Origin of the sequence: Pollutimonas rozaliensis (genome assembly GCF_048751585.1) — a bacterium.
Classification (GTDB): domain Bacteria; phylum Pseudomonadota; class Gammaproteobacteria; order Burkholderiales; family Burkholderiaceae_B.
This window is the reverse complement of the sequence record NZ_JAZHOB010000003.1, coordinates 113,689-138,803: the sequence shown is the minus strand read 5'-3', so window position 1 is coordinate 138,803 and position 25,115 is coordinate 113,689. Positions and strand designations below refer to the sequence as shown.

Sequence of the window (25,115 nt, the reverse complement as noted above, 5' to 3'; positions counted from 1 at the left end):
ACAGGACAACGTAGAATTTGCCTGTCGGGTAATAACCGGTGGGCGCGAAGGCCCACCGACCGGCTGGCCTAGACCCCTTCCGCGCGGGAGACCAGTACTTTATCGACCAAACCATACGATACCGCATCTTCCGCCGACATGAAATTATCGCGTTCGGTGTCTTCTTCGATGCGTTCGACAGGCTGCCCTGTGTTCTTGGCCAGGATGCTGTTCAGGCGTTCGCGCAAGCTGAGAATTTCGCGCGCCTGAATCTGAATATCGGATGCCTGACCCTGCGCACCGCCCGAAGGCTGATGAATCATGATGCGGGAATTGGGCAAGGTATAGCGCTTGCCCTTGGTGCCCGCAGCCAGCAGGAAGGCGCCCATGCTGGCCGCAATACCGGTGCAGAGCGTGGACACATCGGGCTTGACGAACTGCATTGTGTCGTAGATGGCCATGCCCGCATAAACCGAACCGCCCGGCGAGTTGATGTACAGCGAGATGTCCTTGTCGGGATTTTCCGATTCAAGAAACAGCAGCTGAGCCACCACCAGGTTGGCGGAATGGTCGTTGACGGGACCGACGAAGAAGATCACTCGTTCGCGCAGCAGACGCGAATAAATATCGTAAGACCGCTCGCCGCGTCCCGACTGTTCTATCACGATGGGCACGTAGCCCAGCCCCGTAGGGGTCACCGAGTCACCACCATACATTGAGGCGTAAAAATCGGTAAATCGTGACATTTAGTTGGTCCCCATGAGTTCGTCGAAGGCGACGTCCTCGTCGCTTACCTGGGCTTTGGACAATACATGGTCAACCACATTGTCCTCAAGCACGATGGCTTCGATTTCAGCGCGACGCTGACGGTCGGAAAGATAATAGGCCACGACTTGCGCGGGCTGTTCGTAGTTCTGGGCGAATTCCTCGATGCGGGCGCGAACCTGCTCGGGCTTGGCTTGCAGGTCGGCGCCTTGCACCAGCTCGGACACCAGCAGGCCCAGGCGCACGCGGCGCTCGGATTCGGCCGTAAACGCATCGGCGGGTATGGGCATGGAGTCGGCATTGGGCACGCCGCGCTGCTTGAGTTCTTCGCGTGCGGCGGCAACACGGCCTTGCGCGTCATTCTCGACCAGGGCCTTGGGCACGTCGAACGAGCATGCGCCAACCAGCGCATCCATGACGCTGGCCTTGGTGCGTGCCTGGGCGCGGGCCTTGACCTCGCGCTCGATGTTGGCGCGCACGTCGGCCAGCAGCTTCTCGACGTCGCCTTCGGGCTGACCCAACGACTTGGCGAATTCGGCATTGACTTCGGGCAGGACAGGCTCGGCGACTTCCGTGACCGTGATCTTGAATTCAGCCGTCTTGCCGGCCACTTCCTTGCTGCCGTACTCTTCAGGGAAAGTCAGCGGGAACGTCTTGGATTCGCCGGCCTTCATGCCGCGCACGGCGGTTTCGAACTCGGGCAGCATGCGGCCCTGGCCCAAAACGAAGGGGAATTTCTCGGCGGTGCCGCCATCGAAGGCCACACCGTCGATCGTGCCGACGAAATCCAGCGTGATGCGATCATCGTCTTGCGCTTCGCGGCCGTCGCGCGCTTCGTATTTGGCGCGTTGCTTGCGCAGGATGTCGACAGTGCGCTGCACTTCGGCATCGCCGACCTGAACCTGGGCGCGCTTGACTTGCAAGGCGGACAATTCGGGAAGCTGGACTTCCGGATAGACTTCGAACGTGGCCGAAAAAGCCATGACGCCTTCTTCGACGCCTTCGGTCTTGGGTTCCAGGTTGGGCGTACCCGCAACGCGCAGCTTGGCTTCGCCGATGACCTTATCCAGCGAACGGCCGACTTCGTTGTTGATCACATCGTAGCGGATGCCAGGTCCATGGCTGCGCTCGATCAGGGAAAGCGGCGCTTTCCCTGGACGAAAACCCTGAACTTTAGCGGTGCGGGCAACGCGCTTGAGCTGGGCCTGGACTTCTTTTTCCACATCGGCAATCGAAACGGCCAGATCAACACGGCGCTCCAGGCCGGACAAAATTTCAACCTCGGGTTGCATTCGGGACCTATATAAATGAGTAATTGAACGAATAAACGAGTCATTTTACCGGAAAGTCGGAAAGCTCATGCAAACGCCCCCTCACAAGCCGGAATGAACCAGCGGGGCGGCCGCGGCCGCATTTCCGAAAAATCACAAGCACATCGCCCGAACGTGCTAGCATGGTTAGCTGACCTGACATGGGCTTCTGCATCGCGCACGCCCCCTTTCATGAAATACAGCACACAAAACGCATTAACATCAGGTCTTCTTCGCGCCCTCTCCACCCTTCCCTATGGTCTGGTCGCCCGGCTTGGCGAAACTCTGGGATCATTGCTATACCGGATCCCCAGCAAGCGCAAACGCATTCTGCACACCAACCTGCGCCTGTGCTTTCCCGAACATTCGGACGCCCAGCGCGAAGTGCTGGCCCGTTCGACCTTTCGGCATGTCATACGCAGCTACCTGGAACGCGGCATGCAATGGTATGGCAGCGCGGATACCCTTTCCAGTCTGGTCGAGCTCAATAGCGCCATCGAACTGAGCGACCGCTACGAACAGCCCACCATCTTCCTGGGGTTCCACTTTGCGGCCATAGAAGCGACTTGCATGTATTACTCCATACTGCATCCCGTCGCCTCGATCTACACGCCCATGTCGGACGTGGTTACCGACACGATTTCGCGCGAGCAGCGCAGCCGCTTCGGCACGCAGATGATTCCCCGCAACGGCAGCGCCCGCGAGATACTCAAGGTGCTCAAGTCGGGTACCCCCATCATGCTGGCGGCCGACATGGATTTCGGCCTGCGTGACTCCGTGTTCGTGCCCTTCTTCGGCGTCCAGGCCTGCACCCTGACGGCCGTGTCCCGCCTGGCGCAGCTTTCCGGCGCGCGCGTCGTGCCCTTCGTGGCCGAGGTCCTGCCCGACTACCGCGGCTACAGGCTGAATATTTTCGAACCGCTGGAAAACTTCCCCAGCGGCGACGCCCATGCCGACGCACTGCGCACCAACCAGTTCCTGGAAGAGCGTATACGCAGCACGCCGGATCAGTACTATTGGGTGCATCGCCGTTTCAAGCGCCGCCCCGAAGGCGAAGCGCCGGTCTACTAGGAGCACCGCGCCGGCCCCTTCCGGCATCGACAAGCCCGGCAGCGGGCAGGTTTCCGGGAGTCCCGCCCGCATTGCGCGGAACCGAAAAAAAGCTATAATGTTTGGCTTGCCTTATGCTTATGGCTTCATGCGAACGTGGCGGAATTGGTAGACGCACCAGATTTAGGTTCTGGCGCCGAGAGGTGTGAGAGTTCGAGTCTCTCCGTTCGCACCATAATTGTTTTTTGTGCTGTCAGGCGCAATACCGGCTAATGCCTTACCGGTGCAAAAACAAAAGGGCGCAAGTGACAAACTGCGCAATTTGCAAAAAATGCGCAAACGCTGCTTCGGCAGTCCCGGTTCTTGCGCGCCGGGCGGCAGCGCAGTCCGGCAAGCACGCAAGCGCTTGCTAAAATCGCCGGCCCACGCCTTTTAATCCGGCAACAATGAATCCCCGACTAAGCGCCCTGCATCCGTATCCCTTCGAGAAACTAAGGCGCTTGCTCGCCCAGGCCCCTGTCCCGCAGCCCTCACCCATCAATCTGTCCATTGGCGAACCCAAGCACGCGGCCCCAACCCTGTTGGTGCAAGCCATGCAAGAAGCCATGGGAGGCCTGTCGGTATATCCGCCGACCAAAGGCGACCCGGCCTTGCGCGGCGCGATCGCCGACTGGATCGCCCGCCGCTACGGCATCGAACGGCCCGATCCCGATACCCAGGTGCTGCCCGCGCTGGGATCGCGCGAAGCGCTCTTCGCCTTTGCGCAAGCGGTGATCGACCCCGGCGCCGATGCCTTGGTGGTTTGCCCCAATCCGTTCTACCAGATATACGAAGGCGCGGCCCTGCTGGCCGGGGCCCAGCCCTATTTCATCAATGCGCAGGCCGACCTGGGCTTTGGCTATGATTGGAAGGCGGTGCCGGCCGATGTCTGGCGCCGTACACAGTTGCTGTTCGTCTGCTCCCCGGGCAATCCCGCCGGCAACGTGATGCCGCTGGACGACTGGAAAACGCTGTTTTCCTTGTCGGACGAGCACGACTTCGCCATTGCGGCGGACGAATGCTATTCGGAAATCTACTTCGACGAATCCGACAAGCCTCTGGGCGCCATGCAGGCGGCCAGCCTGCTGGGCCGCAGCGACTACCGCAACCTGGTCTGCTTTTCCAGCCTTTCCAAGCGCTCGAACGTACCGGGGCTGCGCTCGGGTTTTGTCGCCGGCGACGCCCGCCTGATCGCTCAATTCCTGCTGTACCGCACCTACCATGGCAGCGCGATCAGCCCCGTGGTTTCGCAGGCCAGCATCGCCGCCTGGAACGACGAGGCGCATGTCATCGAAAACCGCCGGCTGTATCGCGAAAAATTCGACGCGGTCGTACCCATCCTGAAACCGGTGCTGGATCTGGACTGGCCCGATGCCGCCTTCTACCTATGGGCGCGAACTCCTTGCGACGACACGGATTTCGTGCGCGATCTTTACGGAGCCACGGGCGTCACCGCGCTGCCGGGCAGCTACCTGGCGCGCGAGGCTCACGGCATGAATCCCGGCGCCAGACGCATCCGCATTGCGCTGGTGGCGCCTAAGCGGCAATGTGTGGAAGCCGCCCAGCGCATCGCCGATTTTGTACGCGGAGACGCCAGGCAATAGCTCGCCGGCCTCTCCTTGCGTGGCCGGCGGCAAGATGGCCTCGCAAGATCCAACCTTTATCTTGCTCACGACTCACGACCGAAAAGTAGAACGCCTATGACCACAGATCTGCAAAGCACCATAGACCAAGCATGGGATGCCCGTGCCGATATTTCCCCAAGCTCCGGCCATACCGACGTGTACGAGGCCGTACAGGCCACGTTGGAAGCGCTGGATCGCGGCAAGCTGCGCGTAGCGGAAAAATCCGGCACGCAATGGGTGGTGCATCAGTGGATCAAAAAAGCCGTGCTGCTGTCCTTCAGGCTGGAAAACAATCGGGCCATGGGCGGCGGGCCTCTGCAGTTCTACGATAAAGTGGCAACGAAGTTCGAAAGCTACGATGCCCAGGACTTCGCATCCGCCGGCTTTCGCGTGGTCCCGCCCGCCGTGGCCCGCAAAGGCGCTTTCATCGGCAAGAACGTGGTGCTGATGCCTTCCTATGTCAACGTCGGCGCCTACGTCGACGAAGGAACCATGGTCGACACCTGGGCGACCGTCGGCTCCTGCGCGCAAATCGGCAAGAACGTGCATTTGTCGGGAGGCGTGGGGATAGGCGGCGTGCTTGAGCCCTTGCAGGCCAACCCCACCATAATCGAGGACAATTGCTTTATCGGCGCCCGCTCCGAAATCGTCGAAGGCGTGATCGTCGAAGAAAATTCAGTGCTGGCCATGGGCGTCTTCATTTCCCAGAGCACCAAGATATACGACCGCTCCACCGGCGAAATCACCTACGGCCGCGTACCCTCCGGCTCCGTCGTGGTGCCGGGTTCGCTGCCCTCGGCCGATGGATCGCACAGCCTGGCCTGCGCCGTCATCGTCAAGCGCGTCGACGCCCAGACCCGCTCCAAGACCAGTATCAACGAACTGCTGAGAGCCTGATGCCCGATTCCGCCGTTCTCCAACTGACCCGCGACTTGATCGCCCGCCCGTCCGTGACGCCGGACGACCAAGGCTGCCAGGAACTGCTTGCGGCCCGCCTGCAAGCGGCGGGCTTCACCTGCGAAACGCTGACATTCGGCAACGTTGAAAATCTTTGGGCGCGGCGCGGAACCATGGGTCCATTGCTGGTGTTCGCCGGCCACACCGATGTGGTTCCCACCGGGCCGCTGGAACAATGGGACAGCCCTCCCTTCGTGCCGACGGAGCGCGAAGGCAATCTCTACGGTCGCGGCGCGGCCGACATGAAAAGCTCGATCGCCGCCTTTGTCGTGGCCGTCGAGGAATTCGTGGCGGCACACCCCGGCCATGCGGGCTCCATAGGCTTGCTGATCACAGCCGACGAAGAGGGTCCTTCGATCGAAGGCACGGTCAAGGTATGCCAGGCGCTTTCGGCGCGAGGCGAGCAGCTGGACTATTGCATCGTGGGCGAACCCACCTCGGTGGACCGGCTGGGCGACACCGTCAAGAACGGCCGGCGCGGCTCGCTGTCGGGAAAATTGACCGTAAAAGGCAAGCAGGGCCACATCGCCTACCCACATCTGGCGCATAACCCCATCCACCTGCTGGCGCCCGCTCTGGTCGAATTGACCAGGCAAGAATGGGACGCCGGCAACGAATACTTTCCCGCCACCGCCTTCCAGGTTTCCAATCTGCATTCGGGCACAGGGGCCACGAATGTCATTCCCGGCACGGCGGTGCTGGACTTCAATTTCCGCTTTTCCACCGCCAGCACGCCTGAAACCCTGAAAGCGCGGGTCGACGCCATACTGCAAAGCCATAAGCTGGATTATGATCTGGACTGGACCTTGGGCGGCGAACCCTTCCTGACGCCGAGAGGCGAATTAAGCAAAGCGCTGGAACAGGCCATACTGGTGGAAACGGGCGTGGCGACCCAGCTTTCAACCACGGGCGGAACATCCGACGGCCGCTTCATCGCCAAGATCTGCCCGCAAGTCATCGAGTTCGGCCCTATCAACGCCAGCATCCATCAACTGAACGAGCATATCCGCCTGGATACGCTCGAGCCGCTGAAGAATATCTATCGCCGCACGCTCGGGCTATTGCTGCCCGACCCTGACTGACCGGAGCCCGCATGCACGAAACCGCCTACCAAGAACTGTTCACGCTGCGCGACCTGATGCGCTATGCCGTCAGCCAGTTCAACGCATCGCGCCTGTCCTTCGGACACGGCAGCGATAACGCCTGGGATGAAGCCGCCTATCTGCTGCTGCACACCCTGCACCTGCCGCTGGACACTCTGGATCCCTTTCTGGATGCCCGGGTGCTGCCGGAAGAACGCGAGCGCTTCCTCAAGCTGCTGGAGCGCCGCGTCACGGAACACGTGCCCGCGGCCTACCTGACGGGCGAAGCCTGGCTGCAAGGCCACCGTTTCGTGGTCGATCCGCGCGTCATCATCCCGCGTTCGCCCATTTCGGAATTGCTGGCAGACGGCCTGAGCCCCTGGGTAAGCGACCCGGAAGAGGTGGATTTCGTGCTGGATCTTTGCACCGGATCGGGTTGCCTGGCTGTACTGGCCGCCTTGGCTTTTCCCAATGCACAGGTCGATGCGGTGGACATATCCGAACACGCTCTGGAAGTCGCCGACCAGAACATCGAGCTGTCGGGACTGGACGGCAGGATCACCACCCATTGCAGCGACTTGTTCGACCAGTTGCCGCAATGCGAATACTCGCTGATCGTCTGCAACCCGCCCTACGTCAACACCCACTCCATGGAAAACCTGCCGCAGGAGTACCGCCACGAGCCCACGCTGGCGCTGGCGGGGGGCGAGGACGGCATGGACCTGGTGCGCCGCCTGCTGGAGCAGGCGCCGGACTTCCTGGCCCCCGGGGGAATGCTGGTGCTGGAAATCGGCAATGAATACTCGAATTTCCTTGCGGCTTTTCCCGACCTGGAACCCGTCTGGCTTAGCACGGAAAACACCGAGGACCAGATCCTGTTGCTGACGCGGGAGCAGTTGGCCTCGTGATCCGCGCTACCGGTTTGACATTGCGCCGCGGCACCAAAGTGCTGTTGGACGAGGCGGAGTTCGTCGTCAACCCCGGCGAGCGGGTCGGCATCGTCGGCAAGAACGGAGCCGGCAAATCCACCCTGTTCTCCCTGCTGCAAGGAAAGCTGGACGCCGATGCCGGCAGCTTGCTCATTCCGGCGGGCTGGCGCATTGCCAGCGTCGAGCAGGAAATCAGCCACAACGACATGCCCGCGCGCGAGTTCGTCATCGACGGCGACACGCATTTACGCGCCCTGCAGGCCGAACGGGCCGCGACGCCCGACAGCGACGGCCATCGCATTGCCGAGCTGGAGTCGGCCCTGGTGGAGGCCGACGCCTGGAGCGCTCCGTCCCGCGCCGAACAACTGCTGGCCGGCCTGGGCTTCGCTCCGGCGCAATGGATGAACCCCGTCAAGAGTTTTTCCGGCGGCTGGCAGATGCGGCTGGCGCTGGCCCGGGCGTTGATGGCGCCTTCCGAACTTCTGTTGCTGGACGAACCCACCAACCACCTGGACCTGGATGCCATGCTCTGGCTGGAACGCTGGCTGGGCGCCTACCAGGGCACCGTCCTGCTTATCTCGCACGACACCGAGTTCCTGGATGCCGTGGCGAAGGCCATATTGCATTTCGATCAAGCCAAGCTGCTGCGCTACAAGGGCGGCTATGAAGATTTCCTGACCCAGCGCGCCGAGCGCTTGCGCCAGACCCGCCTGGCCTGGGACAGGCAGACGCGCGAAGCGGCAAGGCTGCAAGGCTTCATCGACCGTTTCAAGGCCAAGGCCACCAAGGCCAAGCAGGCTCAGAGCCGGGTGAAGGCGCTGGCACGCATGGAAGTCCTGGCGCCGCTGCAGGCCGAATCGGGCATAGACATACGCATTCCCGAACCCACCAGCATGCCCGATCCCTTGCTGGTGCTGGACAAGGTGTCCACCGGCTACCAGAACGAAGACGGCGGCAGCCGGCGCATCTTGAGCGATGTGCAGCTTATGGTGCGAGGCGGCGCGCGCATCGGCGTTCTGGGTGTGAACGGCGCCGGGAAAAGCACACTGATCAAGACGCTGGCCGACGAGCTGCCCGTTCTGGCGGGCGAACGCCGCGCATCCAAGGGCCTGGAAATCGGTTATTTCGCCCAGCATCAACTGGACATGCTGGATCCCGAATCCACGCCGCTGCAGCACTTGTTGCGGCTGGCGCCGCAAGTGCGCGAACAGGAACTGCGCAACTACCTGGGCGGCTTCGGGTTCAGCGGCGATACGGTAAACAGCCCTATCGCGCCGATGTCGGGCGGCGAGAAAGCCCGTCTGGCGCTGTCGCTGATCGTCTGGCAAAAGCCCAATCTGCTGTTGCTGGACGAACCCAGCAATCACCTGGACGTGGACACCCGCGAAGCGCTGGCCACCGCGCTGGCCGAATTCGCCGGCAGCGTGCTGCTGGTCTCGCACGACAGGCATTTGCTGCGCACCACGGTGGACAGCTTCTGGATCGTCGCCGACGGCGCGGTGCAGGAGTTCGACGGCGACCTGGAAGATTACCGAGACTGGCTGGCCGAGCGCAGCGCCACGGCGCGGGCCGAGGCCCGCAGCGACGCCCAGGCCGCGGCGCCGGAATCCGCTACGGTGGATCGCAAGACGCAACGCCGCCAGGAAGCCGAAGAGCGGCAACGCCTTGCCATCCTGCGCAAACCGCTGGATGCCCGATTGAAGAAAATCGAAACGGACATGGAAGCGGCCGGCAAACGCCTGCAAGCACTCGACGCGCTTATTGCCGATGCCGAGTTCTATTCGGATGCCCGCCGCGAAGAGCGCCTGAAGGTGCTGGAAGAGCATGGCGAATTAAGCAAGCGGCATGGCTTGCTGGAAGAGCAATGGCTGGAAATCCAGGAAGAGCTGGAAGCACTGTCGGCGGACTGATGGAATCGGCCCGCCCCGCTATTCCTCGTAGCTGACGATGACGACGTCGGCCGCCTGCTGCCGTATGGGGATCAGTTCCCGATAAGCCGCCGATTCGTGCCAGGCATCCACGGCCGACCGGTCGGGAAAGCGTATCACCACGGTATCGGTGTAGCGGTGTTCCCCGGCCAGCACCTGGGCATTGCAACCCCGGAATACCAGCGACGCGCCCCAGGGCGCGACCGTATCAGGAACCCGGCGGCAATATTCCGCCCATTTCTCCGCATCTTTGACCGTGATGTGCCCGATGATGTAGGCGCTTTTGCTTTCCATGCTGTCTCGCTTGTTGTTGGGATTCGACACCCGTTTTTTTTTCCGTCACCGTCATGCTACACCCGAGAAGGTCGGCAAGGCAGGCCGGCGTGGCCGCCACATGCCGCAAAACGAATAAGGATATATTTTTATATTATTTCAGTATTAAGGGTCTGCTCTATAGAATAAAAAACAATATAAACCCCAAGCAAGCATTATCATGAGCCGCCTTACCATTCAAACCGCCGACACCGTTCACGCAGACGCCAAAGACCGCCTGCTTGCCGCACAGAAAAACAATGGCTTCCTGCCCAACCTGATCGGCGTCCTCGCCAACGCCCCCACCGCCCTGGAAACCTACCAGGTGGTCGGCGCCATCAATGCGCGCACCGGCTTGACCGCCGCCGAGCGCGAAGTCGTCCAAATTACCGCCGCCACCCGCAATGGCTGCGGGTTTTGCGTGGCCGGCCATACCGCGCTGGCCCGCAAGAAGCTGGCCATGCCTGAAGAGGTCATCAAGGCCCTGCGCAACACCGAGGCCCTAAGCGATCCGAAACTGAATGCCCTGGCTCAATTCACGCTGGCCGTGATCGACCTTAAAGGCCAGGTTTCCGACGATGAGTTGAAGGACTTCCTGGACGCCGGCTACACGCAGGCCAATGCGCTGGAAGTGGTGTTGGGCGTCAGCCTGGCCACCTTGTGCAACTATGCCAACAACCTGGCCAGGACGCCCATCAATCCGGAACTCCAGGCCTACGCATAAAGCCGGGGAAGACAGAAATGAGCCAGACCGATACCCGCGCTTCGCTGCTCGACGCCGTGGCCGCACAGGCCAGGGCCGAGCTTGCCCCTCTTGTTCAAGCCATCGATCAGCAAGGGCAGTACCCCGGCGACTACATGCGCCATCTGGGCGTCCTGGGAGGCTTCGGCGCCAGTATCCCGAAGGAATTCGGCGGGCAGGGCCTGGATCTGGCGACGCAAATCGAAATCACCGCCCTGGTCGGCGCTGAATGCGGTTCGACGGCATTCCTGGTGTGGTGCCAATCGAGTTGCGCCTGGTATTTATTGCACTCCCCCAACCAAGCCGTGCGCGAACGCTACCTGGCAGCGGTGACCCAAGGCGAACTGCTGTCGGGCACCGGCATGTCCAATGCGGTCAAGCATCTGGCGGGCATCGAAAAGATCCATCTGTCGGCGCAACGCGAAGGCGACGGATATGTGGTCAACGGGTCGTTGCCCTGGGTGTCCAATGTGGGCGCCGACCATCTGGTCATCGTGGCCGCTTCGATCGAAGGGGAAGGCTACATCATGTTCGCCGCCCATGGCGAACTGCCCGGACTCGAACAGCATCCCTGCCCCGCCTTCTCGGGCCTGGAAGGCACGCAGACATTGAATCTGCGATTCAAGAACGTGCGCATCCCGGCCTCCGCTGTGCTGGCCCATCCCGATCAGTTCCCGGCCTATATAAAGCGCATCAAGGCGGGCTTCGTACTGGGGCAAACCGGCATGGGCTTCGGCATCGTCCAGGCCAGCCTGAAGACCATACGGGAAACCAATGTCAGCCATGCCCATGTGAATATTTACCTGGACGATCAGGGCGCCGAATTGGCCCAGGAACTGGCCGAGCTGAAAACGCGCGCCGCCGAGCTGGCGCAGTTGGCCCAGGCCGGTTCGGCGCCCATGCTGGATGTGTTGAAGCTGCGGGCCCAAACCTCGGAACTGACACTCAAGGCGGCGAACTCCGCGGTCCTGCATGCCGGCGCCAAGGGTTATCTGATGCGCCACCCCGCCCAGCGGCGGCTGCGTGAAGCGGTATTCGTCGCCATCGTGACGCCCGCGCTGAAGCATTTGCGCAAAGAGATCCACGACCTGGAACAGCGCCAAGCCCTGGTCGAGGCGGCGTAATGGCCGGGCAATGGATGTGCGGGCCTTGCGGCTTCATCTATGACGAATCGGCGGGCTTTCCCGAAGACGGCATTGCGCCGGGCACGCCCTTCGAAGACATACCCGAAGACTGGGTGTGCCCGGACTGCGGTATCGGCAAGGCCGATTTTTTCCTCATACCCGATTAAGAGTTCCGCATGACGATAGCTGTGTCATCCGACAAGCCGGTAGTCCTGGACGCTCACGATATCCACCTGAGTTATCAGCGTCCGAACGAGCCCAGCAATACCGTGCTGCGCGATTTCTCGCTGCATCTGGCCAGCGGCGAAACCGTGGCCATACTGGGCCCCAGCGGCGTAGGAAAATCGTCCCTGCTGCGCGTGCTGGCCGGCTTGCAAGCACCCGACCAGGGCACGGTACACGTCAAAGGCGAGCGTCTGCAAGGCCCACATCCCAGACTAGGTTTCGTTTTCCAGGATCCCAGCCTGCTGCCCTGGCTCAATCTGGAAGAAAATGTGGGGTTCGGCCTGGACTTCAAGCATCAGCCGCGAATCAGCCAGGACGAGAAAAACGCCCGGGTCCAGGCGGCGATTGCCGAAGTCGACTTGCTGCGCGCCAGGCAACGCTACCCCAGCGAGCTTTCGGGCGGGATGGCGCAGCGCGCGGCCCTGGCCCGCAGCCTGGCGCGCCAGCCGGAGATCCTGTTGCTGGACGAGCCCTTCAGCGCGCTGGACGAGATCACGCGCAGCGAAATGCAAACCCTGCTTCAGGGCATCACCAGCCGCCATCAAACCTCGGCCGTGCTGGTCACGCACGACATCGACGAAGCGCTGATTCTGGCCGACCGCGTGCTTCTGCTGGGCATGTATCCGGGACGGCTCATCGGCCAATGGCATATCGACCTGCCGCATCCGCGCGACGAAGTCGTGCCGGAGCTGGCGCATATCCGCCTTGAAATCATGCAGACGTTGCGCGACGCGCGGCGTGCCGCGCCCTCTTCCAATCACCTGGACTCCTGATCCATGAAAACGCCCGTAGATATCGTTCCCTCGCTGGATGCGCGCCGCCAGTTCCTGAAACTGTCGACCCTGTTCACCGCCATGGGCGCCCTGCCGCTGCTCCAAATGCACAAGAAGGCCATGGCGGCCGAACCGAATGCGCCCGTGCGGATAGGCTATCTGGCCGTCACCGATTCCACACCGCTATTGGTGGCCCACCACAACAAGCTCTTTGAAGCCCAAGGCCTGGAAGTGGAAAAGCCGCGGCTGTTCCGCAGTTGGGCGCAGATCGTGGAAGCCTTCCTGAGCGGCCAGGTGAATGTCGTGCATTTGCTGTCCCCCATGACGGTATGGGCGCGCTATGGCAGCCAGTCGCGCGCCAAGGTCGTAGCATGGAATCACATGTCGGGCTCGGGATTGACGGTGCTGAACGACATCAACGACATCACGGACCTGGGCGGCAGGACCGTGGCCATTCCCTTTTGGTATTCGCTGCACAATGTGGTGCTGCAGCACCTGCTGAAAAGCAAGGGGCTGGAATCCATCAGCGAAGGCCAGCCGGGGCCCAAGCAGGTGAAGCTGGTGGTTATGGCGCCATCGGACATGCTGCCGGCGCTGGCCAACAAGCAGATTGCGGGCTATACGGTGGCCGAGCCCTTCAACGCATCGGCCGAATTGCTCAAGGTCGGCAAGATTCTGCGCTTTACCGGCGATGTCTGGAAAGACCACGCCTGCTGTGTCGTGCTGATGCACGAGCAGGACCTGGAGCAGCGCCCGGAATGGACGCAGAAAGTGGTCAACGGCATCGTGCAGGCGCAGGCCTGGATACAGGACAACCGCAAGGAAACGGCGCACATCCTGGCCAAGGACAACCCGCAGCGCTATACGCCTCATACCTACGAAACGCTGGCCCAGGTGCTGGTTCCCGAACTGCTGGACACCGCGCAATACGAAGCGTCCGGCGCTATTGTGAACAAGGACTGGAAGGAAAAGCGGATCGACTTCCAGCCCTACCCCTTTCCCAGCTATACGGAAGAACTGGTCCGCAAGCTCAAGACCACCCTGGTATCGGGCCGCAATGAATTCCTGCAATCGCTGGATCCCGCCTTCGTGGCCAAGGACCTGGTCGACGACCGGTTTGCCAAGAAGGCCATCCAGGACCTGGGCGGCATGTCGGTATTCGGCCTGCCCGACTCCTACACACGCAGTGAAAGCATCACCCTGTAAAAACGCAAGCACCGGAAGGCACAGCACATGAACAAAGCACTGAAACGACCCAGTCCAAGCGCGCGGCTCGCCCTGAGCCTGGGCGGGCTGTTGATGTTGCTGCTGCTATGGGGGCTGGGCACGCGCATGCTGGAGCAGAATATTGCGCTGGCCGGTCTTCTAAGCCCGCGGGAAACATTTGAAAGCCTGTACGCGCTGCTGGTCGAAAATCAATTGACGCTGCACACGCTGACCAGCATGAAGCGCGTGCTGATCGGACTGGGCCTGGCCTTGCTGATAGGCGTGCCCATCGGCCTGGCCATAGGCAGCTCGCGCGCGCTGGAGAACAGCACCAGCAGCGCCTTCCAGTTCCTGCGCATGATATCGCCGCTGTCCTGGATGCCCATTGCCGTCATGGTGTTTGGCATCGGCGATGCGCCCATCTATTTCCTGCTGACCTTCGCCGCCGTCTGGCCCATCATCCTGAACACCTCGGCCGGTGTGCGCCAGTTGAATCCCAAGTGGCTCATGCTGGCCAAGAGCCTAAGCGCGACGCGCCGGGAGATACTGTTCAAAATCATCATGCCGGGCGTACTGGGCCACATCCTGACCGGCGCCCGCCTGGCCATAGGCATCATCTGGATCGTTCTGGTGCCTTGCGAAATGCTGGGCGTCAGTTCGGGCCTGGGGTATTTCATCCTGGACACCCGGGATCGACTGGCCTATTCGGAACTGATGGCGGTCATCGTGCTGATCGGCGCCCTGGGATTCATGCTGGACGCCCTGGCCCAGAAAACCTATCAGCGCTGGACGCACACCGCCTGAGTCCTAGCCGACCACGATATCCAGCTTGGCCACGCCCAGCGCCAGCGTCTTGGTGCCCACCTCGCGGAATTGGATCTGCGCCTGCGCATCCTGGCCCGCGCCGCTAAGCCCTATGACCGTGCCCTCGCCGAACTTGGCGTGCCGCACTCCGGTGCCGATGCGGAAATGCTTCTCGCCCACTGTCACGCCGGTGGTCAGGCTGCGCGGCGCGCGGGGCGCGACGGAGCCGCTGTCGGGCCGGTTATAGGCGTCGCCGCGCCGGAAAGCGCCGCTCCAGGCGTTCTCGCGCACAGCGGCCCGTCCTTCCTTGGGCGTCAGCCACTTCAGATGTTCATCGGGGATTTCGTCCAGGAAGCGCGAGCGCATGGCATAGCGCGTCTGCCCATGCAGCATGCGGCTTTGCGCCAGGGTCAGGTACAGGCGCTCGCGCGCCCGCGTAATGGCCACATACATCAGGCGCCGCTCTTCCTCTAGCCCAGCCGCTTCAAGCAGGCTGTTCTCATGCGGAAACAGGCCCTCTTCGACGCCGGTGATGAAGACCGAATCAAACTCCAGCCCCTTTGCCGCATGCACGGTCATGAGCTGGACGGCATCCTGGCCCGCCTGGGCCTGGTTGTCGCCGGCTTCCAGCGAAGCGTGGGTCAAAAATGCAGCCAGCGGCGACATGGGAGTGGCGGCTTCACCTTCATCCCCGGACAATGCCTGCACCCCAAGCGCCCCGTCGGGAATACGCCCGGCCGGCAGGCCTTCGAAATTTTCCTCTGCGACAAAAGCCGCGGCGGCATTGACCAGTTCCTGCAAGTTCTCCAGGCGATCGGCGCCTTCCCTGTCGTTCTGGTAATGAGCCAGCAATCCGCTGTGATGCACGACATGGTCGATCAGCTCGGGCAGGGAAAGGATCTGCGCCTCATGGGCCATTTGCTGGATCAATTCGGCAAAGCGCGCCAGATTGCCGCCTCCCTTGCCGGACATCAGGGGCACTGCCCTGAACAGGCTGCTGTCTTGCTGCCTGGCCGTGTCGGCCAATTGTTCCAGGGTGCGCGCGCCGATGCCGCGCGTGGGAAAGTTGACGACCCGCAGCCACGAGGTATCGTCGTGCGGATTGTCCATCAGTCTTAGATAAGCCAGCGCATGCTTGACTTCCTGGCGTTCGAAAAAACGCAGCCCGCCGTACACCTTGTAGGGGATGCCGGCCGAGAACAGGGCATGCTCGATGATGCGCGACTGCGCATTGCTGCGATACAGGACGGCGATTTCCCGGCGCAGGCGGCCATCGTTGATCAGCGCCTTGGTTTCATCGATGATCCATTGGGCTTCCAGCAGGTCCGAGGCCTGCTCCACCACGCGCACCGGCTCGCCCTCGCCCTGCTCCGTCCACAGGTTCTTGCCCAGGCGCGCGGTGTTGTGCGCGATCAGCGCATTCGCGGAGTCCAGTATGTGCCCGTACGAGCGGTAGTTCTGCTCCAGGCGAATGACATTGCCCTGGGCGTAGTCGCGCTCGAAGTCCGACATATTGCCCACATTGGCGCCGCGGAAAGCATAGATGGACTGATCATCGTCGCCGACGGCGAAAATCGATGCGCCGCCGCCCGCCAGCAAAGTCAGCCAGCGGTACTGCAAGGTATTGGTATCCTGGAACTCGTCGACCAGGATATGCTGGAAGCGGCGTTGATAATGCTCGCGTATGGGCGCATTGCGTTGCAGCAGCTCGTAGGCGCGCAGCAGCAGCTCGGCAAAATCGACCACCCCCTCGCGCTGGCACTGATCCTGATACAGCTGATAGATTTCGACCAGGCGGCGGCGGTGCGCATCCCAGACTTCTACATCGCCGGGACGCTGCCCTTCTTCCTTTGCGCCGTTGATGAAACGCTGGACATCGCGAGGCGGGAATTTCTCGTCGTCGATCCCAGCGCCTTTCAGAAGGCGCTTGATCGCCGCCATCTGATCGGCGCTATCGAGAATCTGGAAGGTCTGGATCAGGCCGGCGTCGCGGTGATGGGCGCGCAGCAGCCGATTGCACAAGCCGTGGAAGGTCCCCACCCATAGCCCGCGTGTATTGATGGGCAGCAAAGAGGTAAGGCGCGTGAGCATTTCACGCGCCGACTTGTTGGTGAACGTGACCGCCATGAGCCCAAAAGGACTGGCCTGGCCTGTTTGTATCAGCCAGGCCATGCGTGTCGTCAGGACTCGGGTTTTTCCGCTACCCGCGCCGGCCAGGACCAGCGCGTGGGAGGGAGGTAGAGTGACAGCGGCTTGTTGTTGAGGATTAAGGCTTTCTATCATGCCGCGTAGCGGCGCAACCGGTAAGCGAACTGCTCGAGGCTTTCAATGCCGCTTTGCTGGGCTCGCTGGCACCATGCCTGCAAGTCGGCCAGCAATTGCTCGCTGCTGGCGCTGGAGCTTTCCCAAAGGCGGACGAGTTCGCGCCGCATCTGTACCAGTGTGGACAGAGACTGGTTCTGTGCCAGGACGGTGTCCAGTTCGGCACGCTGAGCCGGTTCAAGGGTATCGTCGCTGCTGTTGATCCAGTCTTTGCAGCGGCTGAGCAGTGTCCAGTTGCAATCTGGGCTGCCTTCCTTGCGGGCGGGCTTGAGCTTGACGAGTTCGTCGCTGGCCGCTTTCTTGACCAGGTCGGTATAGCGCGCAAGGATCTCGTAGCGGTGGGTGATGACGCCCTGCAGGGTGCTGGCATCGGCCAGGGCCTTGGGCGGATCGAGCTTGAGCTTGGGCGCAAGCTTCTTGACCTTTGCCAGGCCCAGGAAACTAAGGACGCGTATATAGCACCAGCCCAGGTCGAATTCGTACCATTTGGTGGAGAATTTGGCCGAGGTGCCATAGGCGTGATGGTTGTTGTGCAGTTCTTCGCCGCCGATGATGATGCCCCAGGGGGACACATTGGTGCTGGTATCGGGACTGGCGTAGTTGCGATAGCCCCAGGCATGGCCGATGCCGTTGACGACGCCGGCGGCCCAGAACGGTATCCAGGCCATCTGGATGGCCCAGACGGTAAGGCCCAGCACGCCGAACAAGGCCAGGTCGATGCCCAGCATGATCAGTATGCCCATCAGGCTGTGGCGGGTATAAAGATTGCGCTCGATCCAGTCATCGGGCGTGCCGTGGCCGAAGCGTTGCAGTGTTTCCGGGTTGGTGGCCTCTTCGCGGTACAGTTCGGCGCCGCGAAAGAATACCTTGCCCAGGCCGAACACCACCGGCGAATGGGGATCGCCTTCTTTTTCGCATTTGGCGTGGTGCTTGCGGTGAATGGCCACCCATTCCTTGGTGACCATGCCGGTGGTCAACCAAAGCCAGAAACGGAAGAAATGCATGACCGCCGGATGCAGGTCCAACCCTCGGTGGGCCTGGCTACGGTGCAGGAATACCGTAACTCCGACTATCGTGATGTGGGTTAGCACAAGGGTAACCAGCACGACCTGCCACCATGAAAACTGCAGCAAACCGCCTGATAATAAAGTAGTAATTTGGTCCATAAACCTGTAAAGGCCTCATGTTAAGACAAAGAAAAGTGTAGCCCAGTTGTCAGGGTTATGACAGCAGAATTTCAATTTAGTTTTGATGGAAATCAAGAACGGCGCGGGTCGGCAGGCTGCGATACCGCCATTCCCGGACCCAGGCGCAGGCGCGCCCAGGCTCCTGGAACGCCCCAGCGCCCGGCCGGGGCGTATGCTGGATATAACTACAGTTCGCCTTCGTTTGAGGCCTGATCGGCCTCCTGAGGCGTCTGAGGGCTTTTTTCGCCGGAAACCGCCTTCGCCCGCTCCATGACAGCGGCAAAAAAGCCGTCGGTTCCGTGCACGTCGGGCCGCATGCGCAAATAAGGGCCTTCCTGTGTCAGATTTTCGCAACGATCGGCGGCGATTTTGCCGGCATCCAGAAGCGTAAAGTCGGGATTTTCGGCTAAAAACGCCTCAACTTGCTGCTCGTTCTCTTCCGGCAGCACGCTGCACGTGGCGTAAACCAGCCGGCCGCCCGCGGCAACGCAACGCGCCGCCTGCCGCAGAATGTTCCGCTGGGTTTCCAGCAGCGCCTGCAACGATTCGGGATGCTGGCGCCATTTCAGGTCGGGATTGCGGCGCAATGTGCCCAGCCCGCTGCACGGAGCATCGATGAGAACCCGGTGCGCCTTGCCGCGCAGCCGCTTCACCCGCTGGTCGTTATCGGCATTGATGACCACGGGCACGATATTGGACAGGCCGCTACGGGCAAAACGCGGCTTGGCGCGCGCCAGCCGCGCCGCCGACACGTCGAAGGCATACAAGCGGCCCGTGGAGCGCATCAACGCGCCCAGCAGCAGCGTCTTGCCTCCGGCGCCGGCGCAATAGTCGATGATCATCTCGCCGCGCTTGGGAGCCACCAGGGCCGCCAGTATCTGGCTGCCCTCGTCCTGGACCTCGATTTCGCCCTTCTCGAACATAGGCCAGCGATTGACCGGAGGCCGGCCTTGCAGCCGTATGCCCCAGGGCGAATACGGCGTGGGTTCGGGATCGTAGCGCAATCCAGGCCCGCCGCGCAGTTGCTTGAGCATATCCTTGCGGTCGGCCTTCAGGGGATTTACGCGTATGTCCAGCGGCGCGGTCTGATTCAGGGCCCGGACCAGGGAATCGGGATTGTCCAGGGCGGCAAGCCGTTCGTCCAGCCAGTCGGGCAGGCTATCGCGCACCGCCCGCGACAGGCTGGCCACGTCTATCCTTTGGACATGCCCCAGCCAATGCTGCTCTTGCTCCGACAGTCCCTGGTTCAGCACGGATTTGTCGAATACCGATGCCAGGCCCAGGATGGCCAGGCGGCGGGCGGCGGGTCCGGTACCGCTTTCGGCATACTGCCTATAGCGGCGCAGGTGGCGCAGCACATCGAAAACCGCTTCAGCCACTTCGCCCCGGTCGCGCATCCCCAGCTTGGGGTGCGCGCGAAACCAATGCGACAAGGCGGCATCGGCCGGATATTCCCATTGCAGGATTTCGCCCAGTACGCTGCGTACTTGTTCGATACGCACAGCGGCCATTACATATGGGCGGCCGGCGGACGCAGCTCCTTCCTGCCGGGCAGCGCCTTCCTGCTGTGCCGGGCGGCCTTCGCGCCTGGGGGCGCTGCTTTCTCGCCGAGGATCGCGCGCTGCGCGCGTATCGCTGCCGCGGGACGGACGCCGCGGCTTTTCGGTGTTGCTCATGATGACCTTTCTGATGATACGACGCCTTGAGGCGTCAGGACGAAGGAGCGGCTGGCGACGCCGCGCACATGCACGCGCTGCATGGCGTCAAGCGACACGCGCCCCTCGGCCAGCCAGCGTACCACGTCCGCGTACATGCGGTGCTCCACATCAAGGACGCGGCCGGCCAGATCGTCGGGGGTGTCGCCGGCCAGCACGGGAACGACGCCCTGGGCGACGATGGGACCATGGTCGAGGACGGGCGTCACAAAATGGATGGTGCAGCCATGCCACTGAACGCCCGTCGCCAGCGCCTGCTGATGCGTGTGCAGTCCGGGAAACGCCGGCAGCAGCGATGGATGGATATTGATCAGGCGCCCATTGAAGCGCTCCACAAACGCCGGCGTCAACACACGCATGAAACCGGCCAGCAGCACATAGTGCGGCTGGTGGGCGTCGACGGCGGCGGCCAGCGCGGTATCGAAGTCTTCGCGCGTCGCGTAATCGCGATGCGCCACGACGCCGGTCCGGATGCCTTGGCTGGCTGCCCACTCAAGGCCGGCGGCATCGGCCTTGTTGGCGATCACGGCGCAGACTTGCGCCGGCAGGGAGTGTTCGCGCACCGCGTTGACAATGGTCCGCATGTTCGAACCACGTCCCGAAATCAGGACGACAATACGGCAGCCGGAAGGAAAAGAAGCATCCAAGACGATAATTCCAGAGTAAGGCAACACAAAATTGTAAACTCTCGGGTGTGAAAACCGCTCCCACTATTTATCGCACCCTTCCCCGCTACGATAGCCGGCGCCCCAGCGCCGTCACGATAGGCAATTTCGACGGCGTCCACCGCGGGCATCAGGCCATATTGATGCGCGTCCGACAATACGCCCGGGAACACGGGCTGGCCGCCACGGTCATGACTTTCGAACCGCATCCGCGCGCCTATTTCGCGCGGCGCGGCCAGCGCCCGGAGCTCATACCCACCCAGATCAGCAGCCTGCGCGACAAGGTCACGGCTCTGGCCGAGCACCACGCCGATCAGATCGTGCTGGAACGCTTCAACCACGCGCTGGCGGACATGTCGGCCGAGGACTTCATCGAGCGGCTGCTGGTGGAAGGGCTGAATACGCGCTGGCTGCTGGTTGGAGAGGATTTCCGCTACGGCCACAAGCGCAGCGGCGACATCGAACTGCTGCGCAGCGCCGGCCGCCGCTTCGGATTTCAGGTCGAAACCATTGCCGATGTGGCCGATGAACATGGCCATCGCATTTCCAGCTCCGAACTGCGCACCGCGCTGGCGGTGGGCAACCTGGAGCGCGCCGAACATTTGCTGGGCCATCCCTACTCCATCAGCGGCCATGTCATACATGGCCAGAAGCTGGGCCGCAGCATAGGCTATCCCACCTTGAACCTGCGTGTGCCCGCGCAGTGCGCGCTTCGGTCCGGCGTGTATATCGTGCGCGCCCACGGGCTGGCTCCGCAACCCATCAAAGGCGTGGCCAGCCTGGGCGTGCGGCCCACCATTTCGCACGGCGGGCGCCTGATGCTGGAGACCCATCTGCTGGACTGCCGTGTGGACGCATACGGTAAACTCACGTGTATTGAGTTCCTTGAATATCTGCGGGACGAAGAAAAATTTCCCGACCTTCCCACTATGATCGCCGCCATCGACAACGATGCGCAAAGCGCTCGCGACTATTTCGCCCTCCATGGACTATAGAAACACCTTAAATTTGCCCGACACTCCTTTCCCCATGCGCGGCGACCTGGCCAAGCGCGAGCCCGGCTGGGTAGCCGAGTGGGAAGAAAAAAAGGTTTACGCGGCCATACGCGCCGCCAGCAAGGGAAGACCGAAATTCGTACTGCATGACGGCCCGCCCTACGCGAACGGCGACATCCACATCGGCCATGCCGTCAACAAGATACTCAAGGACATCATCGTCAAGAGCCGCGCCATGTCCGGCTACGACGCCGTCTATGTGCCGGGCTGGGATTGCCATGGCATGCCCATCGAGATCCAGATCGAGAAAAAATACGGCAAGCACTTGCCCGTGGCGGAAGTCCAGGCCAAGGCGCGCGCTTATGCGCTCGAGCAGATCGACCGGCAGCGCCAGGACTTCAAACGGCTTGGCGTATTGGGCGACTGGGAACACCCCTACCTGACCATGAACTTCAGCAATGAAGCGGACGAGTTGCGCGCCCTGGCGCGCATACTTGAAAAAGGCTATGTGTTTCGCGGGCTGAAGCCGGTCAACTGGTGCTTCGATTGCGGCTCCGCCCTGGCCGAAGCCGAGGTCGAGTACGCCGACCGCAAAGACCCGTCCATCCATGTGGCCTTCAAGTTCAACGACAAGGCCAGGCTGGCGCAAGCCTTCGGCCTGCCCGAAGTGGACGACGGCGCCATCGTCATCTGGACCACGACGCCCTGGACCATACCGTCCAACCAGGCACTGAACGTCCACCCCGACTTCGAGTATGCTCTGGTCCGGCTGGACGAGGCACGCGGCACCGGACCCATGCTGCTGCTGGCCAAGGACCGCGTGGAAGATTGCCTGGCCGAATGGAAGCTGTCGGGGCAAATCGTTGCCACCGCCAAGGGCGAAGCGCTGGCGGGCCTGGAGTTCAAGCATCCCCTGTACGACGCCCACGAAGGCTACCAGCGCCTGTCGCCTATCTATCTTGGCGATTACGTGACGCTGGACAGCGGCACGGGCGTCGTGCACTCGGCGCCCGCCTACGGCATCGAGGACTTTGTTTCCTGCAAAGCCCACGGCCTGGTGGACGACCAGATCATCAACCCCGTCATGGGCGACGGCCATTACGCCGAAAGCCTGCCTCTGTTCGGCGGCCAGATGATCTGGAAAGCCAACCCCGTCATCGTCGAAGCCTTGAAGCTGGCCGGCAGCCTGCTGCACACCGAACCTCTGCTGCATAGCTATATGCATTGCTGGCGCCACAAGACGCCCATCATCTATCGCGCCACCAGCCAATGGTTTGCGGGCATGGACCGCCAGCCCGAATCGGGCCGGTCACTGCGCGAAACAGCGCTGGAAGGCATAGACAACACCGAATTCTATCCGGCGTGGGGCCGCGCCCGCCTGCATGCCATGATCGCCAACCGGCCCGACTGGACCTTGTCCCGCCAGCGCCAGTGGGGCGTGCCCATGGCCTTCTTCGTCCATAAGGAAACCGGCGAGCTGCATCCGCGCACGGTCGAGCTCATGGAACAGATCGCGCAACGCATCGAACAGCATGGCATCGAAGCCTGGCAGTCTCTGGATCCCGCCGAATTGCTGGGCGACGAGGCCGCGCATTACGAAAAGAACCGCGACACGCTGGATGTCTGGTTCGATTCGGGCACGACCCACGCCACGGTGCTGGGCGGCCAGGACCACAGCGTAAAGGGCTCGCATGCCGACGATCTGGCCTGGCCCGCCGACCTGTACCTGGAAGGCTCGGACCAGCACCGCGGCTGGTTCCATTCGTCGCTGCTGACCGGCTGCATGCTGTACGGCCGGCCGCCCTACAAGGCCCTGCTGACGCACGGCTTTGTGGTCGATGGCCAGGGCCGGAAAATGAGCAAATCGGTCGGCAATGTGATTGCCCCGCAAAAGGTGTCCGATTCCCTGGGCGCCGAGATCCTGCGCCTGTGGACCGCATCCACCGACTACTCCGGCGAGTTGTCGATTTCCGACGAAATTCTCAAGCGCGTCGTCGAAGGCTATCGCCGCATACGCAACACGCTCAAGTTCCTGCTGGGCAACCTGCAGGATTTCGATGCGGCCAGCGATGCCGTAGCGCTTGAAGACATGCTTGAAATCGACCGCTACGCGCTGGCCATGACCTCCGCCATGCAGGCCGAGGTCATGGCGAACTTCACACGCTACGAATTCCATCCAGCGGTCTCGCGCCTGCAAATCTTCTGTTCGGAAGACCTTGGCGCCTTCTATCTGGATGTCCTTAAAGACCGCCTGTACACGGCAGGCAAGACCAGCCTGGCGCGGCGCTCGGCCCAGACCGCCATCCATCACGTCACCCACGCGCTGCTCAAGCTGATGGCCCCCATCCTTTCCTTCACCGCCGAAGAGGCCTGGAAAGACCTGCATATCGGGCAGGGCGAGGTGCCCAGCATCTTCACCGGCCTGTTCCATGCCCTTCCCGAGCAAGCCGACGCAACGCAACTGCGCGACAAATGGACCCGCCTGCGCGAAATCCGTGCCGAAGCCATGCGCAAGATCGAAGAAGTGCGCAGCACGGGGGACATCGGGTCCTCGCTGGCCGCGGAACTGGATGTGCATGCCGCGGGCAAGGACCATGCGCTGCTTGCCAGCCTGGGCGACGACCTGCGTTTCGTTCTGATCGTATCGCGCGCCACGCTGCACGAAGCGGAAGGCGAGCTGCGTATACAGGTCAGTCCAACGAAGCAGCCTAAATGCGAACGCTGCTGGCACCACCGCGAAGACGTCGGCATCGATCCCGATCATCCCGCCATTTGCGGCCGGTGCGTCGACAACCTGTTCGGCCAGGGCGAGCCGCGCCAACATGCCTAACGACGCATCCAGCCATCCATCCCCACGCCCAAACTCTTCGCGCTTCTGGGCGTGGATAGCGGGCGCGCTGGCCATCATCGCGCTGGATCAGGTCACGAAGATCTATTTCGATAGCCATCTGAGCTATGGCGAACGCTGGCCCCTGTTGCCGTTCTTCGATTTCACGCTGCTGTACAACCCGGGCGCCGCATTCAGCTTCCTGGCCAATGGACAAGGCTGGCAACGCTGGCTGTTCACCGTCATCGCCCTGGGCGCCATCGGACTCATCATCCACTTGTTGCGCCGCCACCCTGGCCAATCCCTGTTTTGCGCATCCCTGATGTGCATACTGGGCGGGGCGATAGGCAATGTCATAGACCGCATCCAGCATGGACATGTCATCGATTTCCTGCTGTTCTATTGGAACAATTGGTATTTTCCGGCTTTCAACGTGGCCGACGTTTCCATTACTTGCGGCGCCGTCCTGCTGGTGTACGATGAACTGCGCCGCATGCGCCGGGAAAAGAACAAGTCCCGGGAATCGGCCTGAATCCTTAATTGAATAGGGCACC

At 62.0% G+C, this 25,115-nt stretch carries 22 protein-coding genes and 1 tRNA gene; 16 read left to right on the top strand and 7 right to left on the bottom strand.

The genetic code is table 11. The annotated features are described in order from the left end of the window. Window positions 1–68: 68 nt before the first annotated feature. Window positions 69–725 (bottom strand): ATP-dependent Clp endopeptidase proteolytic subunit ClpP, encoded by a 657-nt coding sequence (clpP, locus tag V0R37_RS06655; protein ID WP_420373775.1) that lies wholly within the window; start codon window positions 723–725, stop codon window positions 69–71. After that, window positions 726–2,036, bottom strand: a complete 1,311-nt coding sequence (tig, locus tag V0R37_RS06650; RefSeq protein ID WP_420373774.1) for a trigger factor — start codon at window positions 2,034–2,036, stop codon at window positions 726–728. 210 nt (window positions 2,037–2,246) lie between these two features. Between tig and V0R37_RS06645 the strand changes: the two genes are divergently transcribed. From V0R37_RS06645 to V0R37_RS06615, 7 genes are all read left to right on the top strand, one after another. Continuing rightward, window positions 2,247–3,125 (top strand): lipid A biosynthesis lauroyl acyltransferase, encoded by an 879-nt coding sequence (locus V0R37_RS06645; protein WP_420373773.1) that lies wholly within the window; start codon window positions 2,247–2,249, stop codon window positions 3,123–3,125. Window positions 3,126–3,254: 129 nt separating this feature from the next. Next, a tRNA-Leu gene (locus tag V0R37_RS06640) sits at window positions 3,255–3,339 on the top strand. A gap of 211 nt (window positions 3,340–3,550) precedes the next feature. After that, complete coding sequence (gene dapC / locus V0R37_RS06635; protein WP_420373772.1) at window positions 3,551–4,747, top strand: succinyldiaminopimelate transaminase; 1,197 nt, start codon at window positions 3,551–3,553, stop codon at window positions 4,745–4,747. A gap of 96 nt (window positions 4,748–4,843) precedes the next feature. Then, window positions 4,844–5,665, top strand: a complete 822-nt coding sequence (gene dapD, locus V0R37_RS06630) for a 2,3,4,5-tetrahydropyridine-2,6-dicarboxylate N-succinyltransferase (protein WP_420373771.1) — start codon at window positions 4,844–4,846, stop codon at window positions 5,663–5,665. Next, window positions 5,665–6,807 (top strand): succinyl-diaminopimelate desuccinylase, encoded by a 1,143-nt coding sequence (dapE, locus tag V0R37_RS06625; protein WP_420373770.1) that lies wholly within the window; start codon window positions 5,665–5,667, stop codon window positions 6,805–6,807. The genes dapD and dapE overlap by 1 nt, the downstream gene beginning before the upstream one ends. Before the next feature lie 11 nt (window positions 6,808–6,818). Next, on the top strand, window positions 6,819–7,715 hold the full coding sequence (gene prmB, locus V0R37_RS06620) for a 50S ribosomal protein L3 N(5)-glutamine methyltransferase (RefSeq protein ID WP_420373769.1): 897 nt from the start codon (window positions 6,819–6,821) through the stop codon (window positions 7,713–7,715). Then, window positions 7,712–9,646, top strand: a complete 1,935-nt coding sequence (locus V0R37_RS06615; RefSeq protein ID WP_420373768.1) for an ATP-binding cassette domain-containing protein — start codon at window positions 7,712–7,714, stop codon at window positions 9,644–9,646. The genes prmB and V0R37_RS06615 overlap by 4 nt, the downstream gene beginning before the upstream one ends. 18 nt (window positions 9,647–9,664) lie before the next feature. Here V0R37_RS06615 and V0R37_RS06610 read toward each other — a convergent pair whose 3' ends face one another. Continuing rightward, window positions 9,665–9,958 carry a DUF1330 domain-containing protein gene (locus V0R37_RS06610; RefSeq protein ID WP_420373767.1) on the bottom strand — a complete coding sequence of 98 codons (294 nt, stop codon included), beginning with the start codon at window positions 9,956–9,958 and terminating at the stop codon, window positions 9,665–9,667. A 199-nt stretch (window positions 9,959–10,157) separates the two neighbouring features. On the opposite strand from V0R37_RS06610, the gene V0R37_RS06605 reads away from it, so the two are divergent. From V0R37_RS06605 to V0R37_RS06580, 6 genes are read left to right on the top strand one after another with little or no spacing between them, the layout of a single operon-like run. Beyond that, window positions 10,158–10,700: a carboxymuconolactone decarboxylase family protein gene (locus V0R37_RS06605; protein ID WP_420373766.1), complete on the top strand. Its 543-nt coding sequence runs from the start codon at window positions 10,158–10,160 to the stop codon at window positions 10,698–10,700. A gap of 17 nt (window positions 10,701–10,717) precedes the next feature. Beyond that, complete coding sequence (locus V0R37_RS06600; protein WP_420373765.1) at window positions 10,718–11,842, top strand: acyl-CoA dehydrogenase family protein; 1,125 nt, start codon at window positions 10,718–10,720, stop codon at window positions 11,840–11,842. Beyond that, window positions 11,842–12,009: a rubredoxin gene (locus V0R37_RS06595; RefSeq protein ID WP_420373764.1), complete on the top strand. Its 168-nt coding sequence runs from the start codon at window positions 11,842–11,844 to the stop codon at window positions 12,007–12,009. The genes V0R37_RS06600 and V0R37_RS06595 overlap by 1 nt, the downstream gene beginning before the upstream one ends. 9 nt (window positions 12,010–12,018) lie before the next feature. Continuing rightward, window positions 12,019–12,840, top strand: a complete 822-nt coding sequence (locus V0R37_RS06590) for an ABC transporter ATP-binding protein (RefSeq protein ID WP_420373763.1) — start codon at window positions 12,019–12,021, stop codon at window positions 12,838–12,840. 3 nt (window positions 12,841–12,843) lie between these two features. Beyond that, on the top strand, window positions 12,844–14,046 hold the full coding sequence (locus V0R37_RS06585; protein WP_420373762.1) for an ABC transporter substrate-binding protein: 1,203 nt from the start codon (window positions 12,844–12,846) through the stop codon (window positions 14,044–14,046). Between the two features lie 27 nt (window positions 14,047–14,073). Continuing rightward, window positions 14,074–14,850 carry an ABC transporter permease gene (locus V0R37_RS06580; RefSeq protein WP_420373761.1) on the top strand — a complete coding sequence of 259 codons (777 nt, stop codon included), beginning with the start codon at window positions 14,074–14,076 and terminating at the stop codon, window positions 14,848–14,850. Window positions 14,851–14,853: 3 nt separating this feature from the next. Here the strand turns inward: V0R37_RS06580 and V0R37_RS06575 are convergent, their stop codons facing one another. From V0R37_RS06575 to purN, 4 genes are all read right to left on the bottom strand, one after another. Then, complete coding sequence (locus tag V0R37_RS06575; protein ID WP_420373760.1) at window positions 14,854–17,133, bottom strand: UvrD-helicase domain-containing protein; 2,280 nt, start codon at window positions 17,131–17,133, stop codon at window positions 14,854–14,856. Then, entirely contained in the window at window positions 17,130–18,338 is a 1,209-nt protein-coding gene (locus V0R37_RS06570) for a DesA family fatty acid desaturase (RefSeq protein WP_420373759.1), read from the bottom strand. Before V0R37_RS06570 ends, V0R37_RS06575 begins: the two co-directional genes overlap by 4 nt. 206 nt (window positions 18,339–18,544) lie before the next feature. Further along, on the bottom strand, window positions 18,545–19,870 hold the full coding sequence (locus V0R37_RS06565; protein ID WP_420374033.1) for an RsmB/NOP family class I SAM-dependent RNA methyltransferase: 1,326 nt from the start codon (window positions 19,868–19,870) through the stop codon (window positions 18,545–18,547). 161 nt (window positions 19,871–20,031) lie between these two features. Further along, entirely contained in the window at window positions 20,032–20,721 is a 690-nt protein-coding gene (gene purN / locus V0R37_RS06560; RefSeq protein ID WP_420373758.1) for a phosphoribosylglycinamide formyltransferase, read from the bottom strand. A gap of 47 nt (window positions 20,722–20,768) precedes the next feature. Between purN and V0R37_RS06555 the strand changes: the two genes are divergently transcribed. Genes V0R37_RS06555 through lspA form a run of 3 tightly spaced genes read left to right on the top strand, consistent with a single transcriptional unit; the run spans window position 20,769 to window position 25,093 of the window. Continuing rightward, window positions 20,769–21,734, top strand: coding sequence for a bifunctional riboflavin kinase/FAD synthetase (locus V0R37_RS06555; RefSeq protein WP_420373757.1), 966 nt, complete (start codon window positions 20,769–20,771; stop codon window positions 21,732–21,734). Continuing rightward, window positions 21,724–24,564, top strand: a complete 2,841-nt coding sequence (ileS, locus tag V0R37_RS06550; RefSeq protein ID WP_420373756.1) for an isoleucine--tRNA ligase — start codon at window positions 21,724–21,726, stop codon at window positions 24,562–24,564. Before V0R37_RS06555 ends, ileS begins: the two co-directional genes overlap by 11 nt. Further along, a complete protein-coding gene (gene lspA / locus V0R37_RS06545; protein WP_420373755.1) occupies window positions 24,557–25,093 on the top strand; it encodes a signal peptidase II in 537 nt (178 codons plus the stop codon). The genes ileS and lspA overlap by 8 nt, the downstream gene beginning before the upstream one ends. The last annotated feature ends 22 nt before the right edge of the window (window positions 25,094–25,115 follow it).